This is a genomic window from Actinacidiphila bryophytorum (assembly GCF_016916835.1).
Lineage (GTDB): Bacteria > Actinomycetota > Actinomycetes > Streptomycetales > Streptomycetaceae > Actinacidiphila > Actinacidiphila bryophytorum.
In genome coordinates, this window is record NZ_JAFFIX010000029.1 from 25,290 (window position 1) to 40,306 (window position 15,017).

14 protein-coding genes are annotated in these 15,017 nt (G+C 71.0%); 4 read left to right on the plus strand and 10 right to left on the minus strand.

Going from position 1 to position 15,017, the window contains the following annotated elements:
* Positions 1-2: 2 nt before the first annotated feature.
* On the minus strand, positions 3-287 hold the full coding sequence (locus JT723_RS30350) for a phosphopantetheine-binding protein (RefSeq protein WP_205048060.1): 285 nt from the start codon (positions 285-287) through the stop codon (positions 3-5).
* Positions 288-845: 558 nt separating this feature from the next.
* Here JT723_RS30350 and JT723_RS30355 point away from each other — a divergent pair.
* From JT723_RS30355 to JT723_RS30365, 3 genes are read left to right on the plus strand one after another with little or no spacing between them, the layout of a single operon-like run.
* Positions 846-1,559: a thioesterase II family protein gene (locus tag JT723_RS30355; RefSeq protein ID WP_205048061.1), complete on the plus strand. Its 714-nt coding sequence runs from the start codon at positions 846-848 to the stop codon at positions 1,557-1,559.
* A 46-nt stretch (positions 1,560-1,605) separates the two neighbouring features.
* Positions 1,606-2,739: an acyl-CoA dehydrogenase family protein gene (locus JT723_RS30360; protein ID WP_205048062.1), complete on the plus strand. Its 1,134-nt coding sequence runs from the start codon at positions 1,606-1,608 to the stop codon at positions 2,737-2,739.
* Positions 2,736-4,217, plus strand: coding sequence for an AMP-binding protein (locus JT723_RS30365; protein WP_205048063.1), 1,482 nt, complete (start codon positions 2,736-2,738; stop codon positions 4,215-4,217). The genes JT723_RS30360 and JT723_RS30365 overlap by 4 nt, the downstream gene beginning before the upstream one ends.
* Here the strand turns inward: JT723_RS30365 and JT723_RS30370 are convergent.
* The gene (locus JT723_RS30370) at positions 4,206-4,931 is read right to left on the minus strand and encodes a response regulator transcription factor (RefSeq protein ID WP_205048064.1); all 726 of its coding nucleotides are present in this window, start codon (positions 4,929-4,931) and stop codon (positions 4,206-4,208) included. The two genes, JT723_RS30365 and JT723_RS30370, sit on opposite strands and share 12 nt — an antisense overlap.
* 441 nt (positions 4,932-5,372) lie before the next feature.
* Here JT723_RS30370 and JT723_RS30375 point away from each other — a divergent pair, with 441 nt between their 5' ends.
* Positions 5,373-6,740, plus strand: a complete 1,368-nt coding sequence (locus tag JT723_RS30375; protein ID WP_205048065.1) for a cation:proton antiporter — start codon at positions 5,373-5,375, stop codon at positions 6,738-6,740.
* A 34-nt stretch (positions 6,741-6,774) separates the two neighbouring features.
* On the opposite strand, the gene JT723_RS30380 is transcribed toward JT723_RS30375, so the two are convergent.
* From JT723_RS30380 to JT723_RS30415, 8 genes are all read right to left on the minus strand, one after another.
* Positions 6,775-7,425 (minus strand): response regulator transcription factor, encoded by a 651-nt coding sequence (locus tag JT723_RS30380; protein WP_205048066.1) that lies wholly within the window; start codon positions 7,423-7,425, stop codon positions 6,775-6,777.
* 70 nt (positions 7,426-7,495) lie between these two features.
* Positions 7,496-8,521, minus strand: a complete 1,026-nt coding sequence (locus JT723_RS30385; RefSeq protein WP_205048067.1) for a GNAT family N-acetyltransferase — start codon at positions 8,519-8,521, stop codon at positions 7,496-7,498.
* Positions 8,518-8,928, minus strand: a complete 411-nt coding sequence (locus JT723_RS30390) for a VOC family protein (RefSeq protein WP_205048068.1) — start codon at positions 8,926-8,928, stop codon at positions 8,518-8,520. The genes JT723_RS30385 and JT723_RS30390 overlap by 4 nt, the downstream gene beginning before the upstream one ends.
* Positions 8,918-9,130: a hypothetical protein gene (locus JT723_RS30395; protein ID WP_205048069.1), complete on the minus strand. Its 213-nt coding sequence runs from the start codon at positions 9,128-9,130 to the stop codon at positions 8,918-8,920. Before JT723_RS30395 ends, JT723_RS30390 begins: the two co-directional genes overlap by 11 nt.
* A 197-nt stretch (positions 9,131-9,327) precedes the next feature.
* On the minus strand, positions 9,328-10,590 hold the full coding sequence (locus JT723_RS30400) for an MFS transporter (RefSeq protein WP_206247498.1): 1,263 nt from the start codon (positions 10,588-10,590) through the stop codon (positions 9,328-9,330).
* 101 nt (positions 10,591-10,691) lie between these two features.
* On the minus strand, positions 10,692-11,984 hold the full coding sequence (locus JT723_RS30405) for an MFS transporter (RefSeq protein WP_205048071.1): 1,293 nt from the start codon (positions 11,982-11,984) through the stop codon (positions 10,692-10,694).
* Positions 11,981-12,541, minus strand: a complete 561-nt coding sequence (locus JT723_RS30410) for an NADPH-dependent FMN reductase (protein ID WP_205048072.1) — start codon at positions 12,539-12,541, stop codon at positions 11,981-11,983. The genes JT723_RS30405 and JT723_RS30410 overlap by 4 nt, the downstream gene beginning before the upstream one ends.
* Positions 12,538-15,015: an ATP-grasp domain-containing protein gene (locus tag JT723_RS30415; protein WP_205048073.1), complete on the minus strand. Its 2,478-nt coding sequence runs from the start codon at positions 15,013-15,015 to the stop codon at positions 12,538-12,540. The genes JT723_RS30410 and JT723_RS30415 overlap by 4 nt, the downstream gene beginning before the upstream one ends.
* Positions 15,016-15,017 lie beyond the last annotated feature (2 nt).

Genomic DNA, 15,017 nt, shown 5'->3' on the forward strand with positions numbered 1-15,017 from the left:
GATCAGGCCATCGCCGCGGGGTCGCCCTGCAACCGGAAGACGAAGGAGCTGATCGCGTCCAGCGTCTTGAAGTTGCGGCCGACGATGTGCTCGGGCGGGATGTAGAGCCGGTACTGCTCCTGTATGTGGGCGATCAGCTCGGTGGTGTTCAGCGAGGTGAGGATGCCGAGCTGGAGCAGCGGGGCGTCGGACTCGATGCTCGCGGTCCCTTCCGGAAGGAAGCGCCTTTCGACGAACGAGGTGAGTTCAGCGAGGATCTCGTCCTGCGCGACGGTCTCTTCTGGCATGCCTGCGGCCTCCGGGGTCCGGGCGGGTGACGGCGTGACGGCCGGATGCGCCGTCGCGGGTCCCCAGCGGTGCGGGGTGCCCGCCGCGGACGCTGGGGCCGGGGCCCGTCGGGCTGCTGGCGCTCGACGGTTTCCCCGCAGGCCGTTCCTGGCGGGCCGGCCGCGGGTTCCGGCGACCGGCTGTGCGCCACCGTATGCAGCGGGACGCGGCCCCGGCTTCGGCAGACGTGATGAATTACCCACGGGGCCGGGCCGGCCGGTTTCCGTCCCAAAGGGGGAGGGCGGGGCACGGCCGCAGGTGCGGGCGGGCCGAAAGGATGAGTACCCGCGGCCGTCGCCGCGGACCCCCCCGAGCGGTCAGGATCGACGCGGCTGTCCGCTCGGCCGCGGCCGGCGCCGCGCGTCGCGGATGACGGCGCCGGGTGGTGGCCGGACGGCGGCCGGTGGTGGCCGAACGGCGGCGATACGGCCGGTGCGGTGCCCGGCGCCCGCCCATGCACCCCGCATGTCTCCCCCGAGCTACCCGAGTTACCCCGGCGATTCCTGGAGGTCGACGCAGTGCTGAGCGCCCGGTCCCTTCCCCGGCTGCTGTGCCTGCCGCACGCCGGCGGCAGCGCGGTGATGTTCTCCCCGTGGCGGAGCCGCTTCGCCGACCGCGCCACGGTGACCCCGGTCGAGCTGCCGGGACACGGCGGCCGCCGTACCGAACCCCTGGTCCGGGACACCGGCGAGCTCGTCGCACGGCTGGCCGGCGAGCTGACCGCCACCGCGGACGGCCCCTACGTGCTGTACGGGCACAGCTTCGGCGCGCTGGTCGCCTTCGAACTGGCCCACCGGCTGGCCGGGTCGGCGGCCGGCCCGCCGCTGGCGCTGGTGGTCTCCGGCCGCAACGCCCCCTCGGTCCCGCACCCGCGCGCGGCGCTGCACGACGCGCCCACCGGCGAACTGCTGCGCGGCCTGCGAACCCTTCAGGGCACCCTGCCCGCGGTGGACCGCAGCCCGGAGCTGCTGGAGATCTTCCTGCCGCCGCTGCGCGCCGACCTGCGGATGGCCGAGACCTACCGGCGGCCGGAACTGCCGCCGCTGACCTGCCCCGTGCAGGTGGTGGCCGGCGACCTGGACCCCCTGGTGGACGACGCCGGGCTGGCCGGCTGGCAGCAGGAGACGGTGGGGCCGTGCCGGGTGGAGCGGGTCCGCGGCGGCCACATGATGCTCGACTCCCCCGCCCTGCACCTGTGCCTGGACGAGCTGTTCGCGCTCGTCGCCCGCTGAGACGGCACCGGACCCGACCGCCATCCCCGAACTCCCAGGAGGCATCGTGGACTTCCACTTGAGCGAGGCGCAGTCGGCGCGCCGTCAGAACACCCTGCGGCAGGCCGCCGAGGCGTTCCCGCCCGGGCGGCAGCCGGGCGCCTTCGACCGCGAGGACTGGAACACCATGGGCGCGCTCGGCCTGCTGGGCACCTGCCTGCCTGCGGAGTTCGGCGGCGGCGGGCTCGGCGCGCTGGACACCGCGCTGGTGATCGAGGCGTTCGGGCGCGCGTGCACCGACACCGGACTGGTCTTCGCCGCCAGCGCGCACCAGTTCGCCTGCGCGGTGCCGATCGCCGAGTTCGGCTCCAAGGCGGTCCGCCTGCGCTGGCTGCCGGACCTGGCCTCGGGGGCGGCCATCGCGGGCAACGCCATGACCGAACCGGACTCCGGGTCCGACGTCTCCCGGCTCAAGGTGACGGCACATCAGGTCGCCGGGGGATGGCGGCTCGACGGCACGAAGAGCTTCGTGAGCAACGGCCCGGTCTGCGACGTCCTGGTCACCTACGCCACCACCGACCCGGACATGGGCCACCTCGGCCAGACCGCGTTCGTGGTGGACGCGCAGGCGCCCGGCGTCCGCAGGAGCGAACCCTTCGACAAGATGGGCCTGTGGTCCTGCCGGGCCGGCACGGTCGACTTCGAGAACTGCTTCGTGCCCGACGACCATGTGCTGGGGCAGCCCGGAGCGGGCGCGGCGATCTTCCAGGCGTCCATGGGCTGGGAGCGTGCCTGTCTGTTCGCCGGATACGTCGGGCTGCTGGACCGGCTCGTCGACCGGTGCACCGCGTTCGCCCGCGAGCGCCGCCAGTCGGGCCGTCCGATCGGCTCCTTCCAAGCGGTCTCGCACCGCATCGTGGACATGAAACTGCGGCTGGAGAGCGCCCGGCTGCTGCTGTACCGGGCCTGCGCCGAGATGGACTCCGGCAGCCGCGCGGTGCTGCCGGTGGCGCTGGCGAAGCTGGCCGTCTCCGAGGCGGCCGTGGCGAGCGCGGTGGACGCGGTGCGGGTGTTCGGCGGTCGCGGCTACCTCGCCGACCACGGCATCGAGGCGGCGCTGCGCGACTCGGTGCCCGCGGTGCTGTTCTCGGGCACCTCGGAGATGCAGAAGGAGATCGCGGCGAAGGAGCTGGGACTGTGAGGCTGTACGAACCCGTCGTCGAGGCGGCCCGCAGGACGCCGCACGCCCTGGCCGTGGACGCGCCCGACGGGCGGCTGGACTACGCGGCCCTGGACGCGCTCGCCGGCCGCTACGCCGCCGCGCTCACCGCCCGGGGCGTGCGCTCCGGTGACCGGGTGGTGCTGTGGTCCGCCAAGAGCCTGCACGTGGTGGCGCTGATGCAGGGCTGCCTGCGGGCCGGCGCGCTGTACGTGCCGGTGTCGGCCACCAACCCGCCCTCTCGGCTGGCCCGGATCGCGGCGGCCTGCGCGGCCGCGCTGGTGGTCACCGACAAGGACGGTGCCGAGGCGGCGGCGGACTGCGGCGGCGAGGCCCCGGCGTGCACGACTTTCGAGGAGCTGCTCGCCGGCGCCGAGGGCGCGCCGGTGCCCGCGCCGGTGGCGGGGTCGCCGGACGACGCGGCGTACATCCTGTTCACCTCCGGCTCCACCGGCGATCCGAAGGGGGTGTGCCTGAGCCACCGCAATGCGCTGGCCTTCGTGCGCTGGGCGGTCGACGAGTTGGGCATCGGCCCGCAGGACAGGCTGTCCAACCACGCGCCGTTCAACTTCGACCTGTCGGTGTTCGATCTGTACGCGGCCTTCCTGACCGGGGCGAGCGTCCATCTGGTGCCGGAGCATCTCGCCTACGCGCCACCGCAGTTGCTGCGGTTCGTCGCGGACCACGAGCTGACGGTCTGGTACTCGGTGCCGTCCGCACTCATCTTGATGATGACCCGCGGCGGGCTGCTGGAGCGGCCGGTTCCGCCGTCGCTCAGGGTCTGCGTCTTCGCCGGCGAGCCGTTCCCGATCCCGCAGCTCCGCCAACTGCGCGGCGCCTGGCCCAAGGTGCGGCTGTTCAACTGGTACGGACCCACGGAGACGAACGTCTGCACCTCCCACGAGGTCCGCGACGCGGACCTGGAGACCGGGCGTGCGCTGCCCATCGGCACCGCGTGCTCCGGGGACACGCTGCACTTCGGCGAGGCGGAGCCGGACCGGCGCGGGCGCGAACTGCTGGTGTCCGGGCCGACAGTGATGCTCGGCTACTGGGGCCGGCCGCGGCAGCAGGGCCCGTACGCCACCGGCGACCTGGTGGAGCCGGACGGCGAGGGGCTGCTGGAGTATCTGGGCCGGCGCGACCACATGGTGAAGATCCGTGGGAACCGGGTCGAACTCGGTGAGATCGAGGCCGCGTTGGGACTTCATCCGAAAGTACGCGAGGTGGCCGTGCTGGTGGTCGGCGAGGGAATATCCGCCCGGGTGCACGCGGTGGTGGTGCCGGGAGCGGGCTCCGAGCCCGGCCTCCTGGATCTCAAGAGGTGGAGCTCGGAGCGGCTTCCGTCCTACATGATGCTGGATTCCATGAGCGTGGTGAGCGAACTCCCGCGCACCGACAACGGGAAGACGAACCGCCGTCTGCTCATGGAATCGCTGCAGGCGGACGGCTCACAAGGCTGAACGGACATTGCCGCCGGCTCTGACGATTCCCTTCTCGTACGCGTAGATCACCGCGTGGACCCGGTTTCGCAGGGCAAGCTTGTCCAGCATGCGCTGGACATGGGATTTCACCGTGCTTTCACTCAGAAATAACGCTTCCGAAATCTCCGCATTGGAATACCCACGGATAATGAGCTCAAGCACGTCGCGCTCTCTCCGAGTTATTCCGACGGCTTCGAGATCCGGTTCCGATAAACCTGCCGGCATGGTTGCTGCGGGCTCCACCGGCTCTACGGGCTCTACGGGCTCTACGGTGTTCTGCTCCTCGGTCTCGCAGTGCGGCACGACCAGCCGGTAGCCGGCGCTGATCATGCGGACGGCGGCGGCGATGCGCTGCGGGCTGGCCCGGTTGTCCAGCACGCCCCACAACCCCGCCGCCTGCCAGTCGTGCGCGGCCTGGTCCAGTCGCGACACGATGGCCAGTGTTTTCGGCTGCTCATCGGCAACACTGCCGATGAGCAGCCGTAACTCCGCGGATGAAGCCGTTTCGAGGTCCTGCCCGTCGATGATCACGACGTCCGGTGAGAGTCTCGTCAGACTCGGCAGGGCACTTGTCAGATCGGCGGCACTGCCGACCACGTCCAGATCGGCCTCCCGGCCCAGCAGCACACTCAGCCCTACCCTCGAAACAGCCCGAGAATCCACCAGAAAAACCTTGGCGGCTTCCTCTTGCATCGCTAGCCCCCGAACTTCAGCTGCCTACAAGCGGGACCCGACCTTAGCATGGGCACTCCGGCCCTACAACCATAGCTTTTCGAATTGCTACCGCCGGTTTGTCAAACTTTTCGGCGCAATGCCGCACGGCGGGCGACACGCTGATGAGCTGCCGGGAGTGGCGGTCCCGGTCGGCACAACCCCCAAAAGGAGGAATGCCCGCGGGACCCCCTGCTCATTCTTTCGGCCCGGTACTCGTCCCGACAGACCACACGCGCCGCGCGCACCGCGCCCGGATTTCATCCCAACTGCCGTTACGCGCGGGACACCGGAGCAAGCAGAGTCTCAGTCTGCGCGCGCAGGCACGCCGCGCCGGCCGCCCACTCGACCCCGACGGGCCGCGGGACTGCGGACCTGCGCCGCCGCGGCAGTCCTCCCCCTCCCTCAAGGCAGGAGTCCCGTATGTCCACGTGGTTCCGAGACCTCCCGCCCGACTGCGTGGCGCTGGCCGACGTCGCGGTCGCGGTCATCGCGGGCGCGGCGCTCATCCGGGCCACCCGCAGGTTCCGCCAGCCCGCAGTGATCTGGGAGATCGCCACCGGGATCATCCTCGGCCCCAGCGTGCTGGGGCTCTTCCCCGGCCATCTGGACACCCGCCTCTTCCCGGTGGCCCAACGCCCCACGCTCACCGCGATGTCCGAGCTGGGGCTGGTCTTCTTCATGTTCCTGGCCGGCTGGGAGATGAACCCCCGGCTGCTGCGCAGCGGCCGGTCGGCGGTGGCCGTCACGGCGGTCTCGGCGATGGCGGTGCCGTTCCTGATGGGCGCCGGGCTGGCCTTCGCCCTCGCCTCCGACCACCGCGGCCACACGTCGACGTCCGCGTTCGTGCTCTACTTCGGCACCACGATGGCGATCACCGCCTTCCCTGTGCTGGCCCGTATCCTGCGCGACACCGGCCTGGACCGCACCCCGGTGGGTGTGCTGTCCATGGCCTGCGCGGCGGTCGGCGACGGCATCGCCTGGTGCCTGCTGATCGTGGTCGTCGCGGTGGCCGGGTCGCACGGCGCCGGCCAGGTGTGGCACACCATGCTGCTGGCCGCGGTCCTGGGATCGCTGCTCTTCGGCCTGGTGCGGCCACTGCTTGCGCGCTGGGCGGCCGGGACCGAGCAGGAGGGGGCGCCGGAGGCAGAACCGGGCGAGCAGCGGCCGGACATGGCGGTCGACACGGCCGGCAACCGCGCCTTCCTGCTCACCGGCTCCTTCGCGCTGCTGTGCGGCTGCGCCACCGCGTGGATCGGCATCCACCCGATCCTGGGCGCGTTCGCCGCAGGACTGGTGATGCCGCGCACCGTCGGCCCGCGGATCCGCGAGGCGGTGGAGGTGCCGCTCGCGCGCGCCAGCACCCTGCTGCTGCCGGTGTACTTCATCGTCACGGGCCTGTCGGTCGACCTCAAGACGGTCGGCTGGGCGGGCGCCGGCGAACTGTGCCTGATCGTGCTGGTCGCGGTGGCCGGAAAGTTCGTCGGCGCGGTGGTCCCGGCCCGCTCTTTCGGCATCTCCTGGCAGGAGTCCGGCGCACTGGGCATCCTGATGAACACCCGGGGTCTGACCGAGCTCGTCGTCCTGGGCGTCGGCCACGACCTCGGCGTCATCGACGACCGGCTCTTCTCGATCATGGTCATCATGGCCCTGGTCACCACGGCGATGGCAGGACCGCTACTCCGGCTGATCGGTATCCAGGCGCCCGGCATCCCCGAGTCGCCGGCCGAACTCGCCGACGCCCCCGCCCTGTCAGGCAGCGCCGGCACCGCGGGGCCGGACCGGGCGTAGCGTGACAGGGGACGGGAGGATGTCGGACGGACGGTCACAGAGCCGGGACGACGTTGCCGCCGGCCCGCACGATGCCCTTCTCGTACGCGTAGATGACGGCGTGCACCCGGTTGCGCAGCTCGAGCTTGTCCAGCATGCGCTGGACGTGGGATTTCACCGTACTCTCGCTCAGGAAGAGGGCTTCGGAGATCTCGGCGTTCGAATAGCCGCGGATGATGAGTTCGAGGACGTCGCGCTCCCTGGGGGTGATTCCGACGGCCTCCAGGTCCAGTTCCGACAAGCCGGCCGGCTCGACGTCGACGGGCTCTTCGGCCCTCGGTTCCCCGGTCTCGCCCTCGCAATCCGGAACGACCAGCCGGTAGCCGGCACTGATCATACGGACCGCCGCGACGATGCGCTGCGGGCTGGCCCTGCTGTCGAGCACGCCCCACGAACCCGCCGACTGCCAACTCCGCGCGACCTGGTCCATCTGCGGCACCATGGCGAGCACCTTCGGATTGACGTCCGCGACGCCGCCTACGAGCAGCCGTAACTCCGCGGAAGAAGACGGATCGAGGTCCTGGCCGTCGATGATCACGACATCCGGTGAAAGCCTTGCCATGCTCGACAGGGCGCCTGCCGCGTCAGCCGCGTCGCCGACCACGTCGAGACCGGCTTCCCTGCCCAGCAGGACGGTCAGGCCCACTCTCGGAACCGCCCTCGAACCCACCAGGAAAACTCTGGTGCCTTCCTCGCGCATCACTCGCCCCCGAAGCTCAGGTGCCGTCCTCCGGCCGTCGCCATGCAAGACCATCGACCGTCCGCGCACAACCCAACGAAAACGCGGGAATCGGCGGGACGCGGGAGCTGACCTGCGCGAGCGGCTGCGCGTCGTCCTCCCCCGCCACCGTCACAACGACCAGCCGCAACGGCACCGGGTCATCCAGCGCGGCCGCTATGGCCCGGCGCGGTGGTGCAAACGTCGGACGATCGCGCGTCATGTCGTACGCGACGATCAGTGCGGGGTCGGTGAGCGCGGACGCCCGGAGGATGAGGATGGCCTCGTCCTTGTCGTCATCCTCGGCGATGTGGTGTTCAGGTACCGGGCTGAAGCCCAGCCCTGTCTTGAAGGAGTGCAGGCCCGGCTCGGTGAGGGCGCCGTAAAGAGCCGGGTCGCTGCCCAATGAGATGAAGGACAGCTGCATTTTGCGCGCGATGGAGAAAGCGTGCAGATACAGCACGCGGTTGAGTCGGCGTCTGCGAGCCTCGGGCGTCGTCGCCGTGAAGCGGACAATCATAGCGTCGCGGGCACGATTTGATCGGCAGACGACGGCACCGACGAGGTCGTTGTCGACATGGCCAGTGACCACGAGGTAGCAGTTCGCGGGGTCGAGGAGAGCGTCGCGCTCGGCGTGGGCGTAATCGACCCCGTGGCGCATCGCCGCTATCTGGCGTCGGTACAGGCGCAGGAATCCGTCCACTGCCTCCTCGGTGGGCGGTTCGTGCACGCCGATCTGCACGCGGTCGGCTTCGGCCGCTCTGCGTGCCTTCCTGATGGCCTTGCACTCCCGGCTGGACAATCGCGCCAGATACGTGTCCTCGTCCTGTTCGGCACGCGCCACCCAGGTGATCCACTGCGGCTTCAGGATGAAGCCCGACTCCTCCAGCGCCGGCCAGTGCTCCGGGGCCGGGTCGTCGACCCGGAGCAGGTCGACGTCCGGCCGGTCGTCCTTCGACCGGTGGAGGGCCTCCTCGACGGACAGTGTCGCGGTCCTGATGCCGTGATCGTCGGAGATGTTCATTCGCCGAACACCCAGGGGGCCAACACGACCAGCCAGCCGTCAGGATCCTCGAACAGGACGGCGCCACGCTCGTTCCAGTACGGATTGGCGGCCGCCACCGGGATGTGACCGCCGTCGGTGAGGTGTGCCACGGCCGCAGCGAGTGCCTCGTGCCCCCGCAGATACAGGACCAGCTGGTTCTCCGGATGCGGCGGGGGGATGACCGGCGGCGTCCCGTGCTGGGTGATCTCCATCTGTACCGGGCTGTCCGGCAGGCCGAAGACCACGCCGTCGTACCCGGCGTGGTCTCGCCATTGTGCGAGAACCGGTAACCCGAGGCCGTCCCGGTAGAAAGCGAAGATCTCGTCATAGTGCGCTGTGGGCCGCGCGAAGCGCACGGCTCCGACCACGAGGTGTTCAGGCCACATGGCGACCCGCTCCCCGCTGCTGCGCGACGTCGCTGAGGACCTTGCACAGGGACGTCTCGATCTCGTCGGGCTCGGCCGGGCCGCAGATGAGGGGCGTCGCCGGCTGGACGACACGGTCGCCCTGGTCGCCTGAACAGTCGGTGAAATGGAGCCACAGGTTGCGGCGGACGGGGTCATCGACCGGGAGTGCCGATGCTGTCATGGTCCTCGTTCTCCTCTGCGGGGTGGTAATCGGCCCAGCGTTCAAAGGCATTGCGGTCCGGGACGGGGGTCAGGATGCGTTCGCCAGAGCGTACGGGCCGGCCAGAGCGTCGGGTGGCCGAACGCGGACGGACCGGTGCCCGACGCAGAACAGATCCGGCAGGTCGTCGACCCGGACCGGCACAGGCTGCAGCAGCATCAGCCCTCCGTGGCGGGGGCAGTGGCCACAGACAGCGCAAGGCCGCGCGTGGACCGGGCGGCGAGCAGGACCGGCAGGGGAAGCAGCACGAGCAGCCCGATGAGCAGAAAGCCGTAGCGACCGGCTTGCGCCACGGCCGCGGCACCAGCCACCGGTCCGATCAACTCGCCGAGGTCGGAGACGGCACCGAAGATCCCGAACGACCGTCCCAGTCGTCCGGCCGCGGCGCGCAGGTCGGCGATCCCCTGCCGGGCGGCCAGGTAGATCATCGGCTGGCCGGTCATGAATACGGCGAAACAGCCCATGAGCGCGAAGCTGCGGTCGCTGACGGACATCAACGCCAGCCCGGCGGCGGTCAACGCCAGCCCGCTCACGGCCAGGGTGCGCAGCCGCCATCGGCCGGCGAAGCGCGAAAGTACCAGCGACATGAGGGAGAACACGGCGAATCCGACAGCGAAGACCGCCGCGATCAGGCTTTCCCGGCCGCCTGCGGGCGCCAAGTACCTGGGGATGGTCGGTTCCAGCGCCGAGGCACCGATTCCGGCGAAGACGTCCAGACCCGCGAAGGCGAGCACTGGCAGGAGCCAGGAGGGCTCCCCGACGCCGGATCGGCCCCGTTCCTGATGCTGTTTCCCGCTCCCGCCCGGCTCGTCCGTCGAGGTGTCGTCCTTCTCCGATCGCGCACCCGGTGCGGTGGTGTCGGCCGCCTCGGCCGTCGCACCCGGAATCGCCGCCAACAGGCCCACGGCCATCGTGGCGATGAGAGCGGCGCCGGCCAGGCACAGCCCGGTGAGCCCGATCGGCTCGCCGGCCGCGGCCCCGGCCGGACCCGCAAGAAGCCCGGTGAAGGAGGCGGAGCCGAACCAGCCCATCATGCGGCCGCTCGGAATACCCTGCCGCCGGGCGAGATCAGCCGCCCCCTGATAAAGCGCCGGAGTCACCACGCCTTCGCCGGCCCCCCAGACGAGCCGGGCCGCCAGCAGCGTCGACGGAGAGCGGGCGAAGGTGAACGCCACGACCGCGGCAGAGACGACGAGCAGTGCGGCGAAGGCGACCCGTCGGGCGCCCCAACGGTCGCACCACGCTCCGCCGAGCGGCTGGCACAGCGCCTTCGCCCCGGCGAACAGCGCGAAGGCCAGCGCAACTCCCGTGCCCGTCAGGTGGGCACGAAGCATGAGCTCGGGGACGAAGGGGATGAGCACCGTGTACGAGGCGTTGGTCACCACGATCGCAAGGAGCAGAGTGCATGTCCTGGTGTTCATACCGCCTCGGCCATGTAGCGGGTCACAAACGCGTGCACGCGCACCTCCGCGACGCTACCCCGGATAGTCGAGACGTAGGCCGGGCTCCACAACTCGACATGTCAGGCCCCGTTCCCGAGGGGGGCCACCCGTGCGGACAGGCGGCCCAACACGAGCGCGCCGAGCAGCGCCGCTCCCGCGCCCAGCAGCAGCCCACCCGGCGCGCCGCCCAGACCCGGCTGACACAGCAGCCCCACCAACGGACCGCCGAGCAGGGCGGAGCCTTGCATGATCAAGCTGTAGACAGCCGTGATCCGGCCCCGCATCCCCGGGTCGCTGCGCTGCTGGAGCAAGGTGTTGACAGTGGCGGTGGTGGCGGCGATCGAGGCCCCGAGCGGCACCATGATCACGCAGGCCAGCCAGCTCTGGCGGCACAGGGCCAGGGCGACCATGGCCGCGGCCAGCGCGGTCATCGCGGCGACGGCCAGCCTGTCCTTGGGGCCGGTCAGCCCGGCGAGGACCAGCGAGGCGCCGACCGCCCCGACGGAGCTGGCGGTGAGCAGCGCGCTGACCTCCCCCAGGCCTCCCTTGAGGTCGGTGGTCGCCAGGACAGGCAGGGTGACGTTGAAGTTCAGGGCGAACAGCGCGACCAGGAACAGCGCGGCGACCGGGCCGAGCAGGCCCGCCGAGGCCCGGATGGCCGCCAGGCCTTCCCTGATGGGGGGACGTCCCCTGCCCTTGAGGGGGCCGGTGGTACCGAACCGGGCCGGGCCCAGATGTGTCAGCGCCCAGATCACCCCGGCGAAGGACACGCAGTTCAGGAGAAAGGGCGCCGAGAGCCCCCAAAGACCCACCGCCAGCGGGGCCAGTGCGACTCCGAAAGCCCGGGTCGCCTGGTAGGAGGCGCTGTTGAGCGCGACGGCGTTCGGGACGTCGGCCACCCCGACCAGTTCCGGGATGATGGCCTGCCGGGCCGGGGCGTCGGCGGCGTTGACCAGTCCGAGCGCGACAGCGCAGAACCACACGAACGGCAGGCTGACGTGGTGCGTCAGGACGCTCAGCCCCAGCACCAGTGCCAGCGCACCGGACAGGCTCTGCGTCACGATGAGCAACCGCCGCTTGTCCCGACCGTCGGCGAGCGAACCGCCCCACAGCGTGAGCACGATCGGCGCCGACTGCAGGGCGGCGGTGACACCCAGCATGCGGGCGTCCCCCGGCGCCAGGACCTTCATCACCAGCCAGATCTGGCCGGTGAACTGCATCCACGTACCGCTGAGCGAGAACGTCTGAGCTATGTAGTAGCGGCGGAACCCCGGGTTTCTCAGTACTCTGCCGGTGCGGGCGAGCCAGCGCTCGGCTTGCTCGGGCCCGCCGTCCGGGTCCGGTTTCTGCCCGGTCGCGACGGAGTGCCTCATACCGTGGCCGCCGCACCCCGGACTGCCCGGGTGAACATGGTCAGTTCCTCCGCCGCACTCTGGCAGCGGCGCAGCAGTGCCTTGTTGCTCAGTTCCCCGGTCTCCGCGTCGAAGTCCTGCGGGCTGGAGGCGATCTGCGTGGGGCCGGCCCAGCCGCCGAGTGCCTTGACGACCGCGCGCAGGTGCTCGCACCCGATGGTCGCGCCGCGCGCCGCTCCGCCGTTGGCCAGCAGGGCGACCGGCTTGTTCACGAAGGCGTCAGCAGTCAGGAAGTCCAAAGCGTACTTGAGCAGTCCGGAATAACTCGCGTGGTGCACGGATGTGGCCAGCACGACGGCGTCGGCCGCGCCTACCCGGCTCCGCCACTGCTGGACGGCGGCATCGGGATAGGGGTCGACGTAGTACGCGGACACGTCGAGCGGCGGCAGCGGGAACTCGCGCAGGCGGATGAGGTCGATCTCCCATCCGCGCTCGGCCAGTGCCTCGATCACACTGGTCAAGAGCCGGTGTGACCCGGCGGTCGCGCTCGGGCTGCCGGAGACACAGATTGCTTTCACCGGGATTCGGACCTCTCCGTCAGGGGCTCGGTGGCGATGTGCGTGTCGGCGATCGCCTCATGCAGACGCGCGGTCACCGTCTCGGGGTCGGGTCCGCACACCGCGAGCGTGACCGTGCCGTCCCCCGCCATGATCGGATCGCCGACCAGCTCTCCGACGGCGCGCCGGACGTTGGCCCGGATGATCCACGGTCGCCGCGGGACGTCCACGCGGACCAGGCGGCCCGGCTCGGCGTAGAGCACGGCCCAGGCAGTCAGTCCGCAGTCCGGGTGGGTGGAGGGGTGGACACGGGCGGCCGGGGCCGTCAGCAGCTCGCCGAGTTGCGGCCGCAGCGCCGCCTGGTACAGGTCGACGTCGTACAGGTGCTCGAAGCCTGGGATGATTCCGCCGCCGCCGGGCCGGCCGGCGATCTCGCAGAGCAGCGGTCGCCCCTCGGCGGTGAGGAAGATCTCGTGGTGGGTGACCCCGGAGAACCAGTCGAGCTGCGCCATGACACGGGCGTTGAACTCCAGCAGGACGTCGCGGGTCGGCTCGTCCCCGAGCTGTACCGCGCAGACGGTCTCGCGCCGGGTGAAGGCGATGGGCTTGGTGAGGTACCGCGAGGAGACCGCGACGAGCACGGTGCCGTCCTGCACGATGCTGTCCACATGGAAGAGGTCGCCGTCGACGAACTGCTCGACCAGGTACGGCTGACCGTCCCCGAACGGCTGCCCGGCCGGGTCGGCGAACTCGGCCAGGCCGGCTTCGTCCCTGACGACGCGCACGTCCTTGGCGCCCATGGACAGGGTCGGCTTGACGACGACAGCGGCGTGCCGCTTGAGCATCTCCCGGATCTGCGACGGCCCGGTGACCTCGGCGTATTCCGGGACCGCGATGCCTGCCGCGCTCAGGTGGTCTTTCATCGCCACCTTGTCCCGCAACAATTGCATCTGCTTCTCGGACGGACCCGGCAGGCCCAGACGGTCGCGCAGGGCGGCGGCGGGCAGCAACAGCCGTTCGGAGACCGCCAGGACCCGGTCGACGCCGCGCCCGGCGGTCGCCGACGCAATCGCTTCGGCCAGCCGGTCGGCCTGCTCGACGTCGGTGGCCAGCGCGAGCGTCACCTCACCGGGATCGGCTTGGTCGAGCAGGTCTTGGCGCGTGAACAGGGTCACGTCATACCGTGACGGGTCCAGCATCGGCCGGCCGTCGCGGGTGTGATACCGCCGGTATCCCGCGCGGTCCAGCAGGACCACGCGCTCGCGGTCGACGGCAAGGACCGTGGTGTCGACAACCTTCGCCGCCAGCGATCGTGCGGCCTCTGCGGTCGGCGCCACGGTGATGACCGAGCCGCACCGGTCCCGGTTGTTGCGCGGCTCGTGGACCAGGTCGCCGACAGCGCGCCGGATCTCGTAGTCGAGGACCCCTTCGGCGTTGCGGTGCGGGCTCGGCTCGACCGCCGCCAGCCGGCCGGATCGGGGCGCCACGAGGGACCGGATGCCGGCGACCAGCCCGGTGGGCCGCAGGCGCGGCAGCCCACCACCGCCGAAGATCTCGGCGATGTCGACGTAGATCGGGCGATCCAGCGCGGCGCCGAAGACGAACGGCATGGGGCCGCCGGCCAGCCGTCCGTTGACTTCCACTATGCGCGGGCCGTCAGCGGTCAGCACCATTTCGGTGTGTGCGGCCCCCAAGTCGAAGCCGATCGCATCGAGCGCCGACCGGCACATCGCGCTGATCTCGTCGGCGCCGTCGAGGTCCGCCGGGAAGCAGCCCCCGAGCTCGACCTGGTGCGGCAGCGGCGTCAATTGCCGGTCGGTCAGGCCCAGGACCAGGTGGCGGCCCTGCGCGGTGAGCGTCTCGCAACTGACCACCGGACCGTCCATGTACTGCTCGACCAGGATCCGTCGGGCGGCCGTCGCCGAGCGCCCGTAGTGCCGCAGAGCCAGAACCTGCGCGGCGCAGGCCCGCACGGCGGCGCGGTCATGGGCAACGGCCACGTTCACCGAGGCGGATCCGTCCACCGGCTTGACCACCACAGGGAAGCCGATCTCGGCCGCCGCGGCCACCGCCTCCGACGAGGAGCCGGTCAGCCGGAACCGGGGTTGCGGAATCCCGGCGGCGGCCAGGCGCTCGCGGGCGCGGAACTTGTCCCGGGTGAGCTGGACCGCCTCGATCGCGGTGTGCGGCAGGCCCAGCCGCGCCGCCGTCCGGGCCACGGCCAGGGTGTGCTGCTCACTCATGGTGAGAACGGCGTCCAGGCCCGGCCCGTCGGCCAGCGGCGCCAAGGCCGCCAGCAGTTGGTCGGCGTCGGTGGTGCCGGCCGGCGTCAGGACCTGCTCGGCCAGCCGGAGATCGGTGTCCGGGACCGGTCGGCCCTTGAGGTACAGGCCCAGATCGCAGGTGACGAAGACGACCTGGTGGCCGGCGACCACCGCTTGCCTGACAAGCTCGAAAGGCCGGACCGTCTGGTGCTCGACAACGGCTATCCGCATGG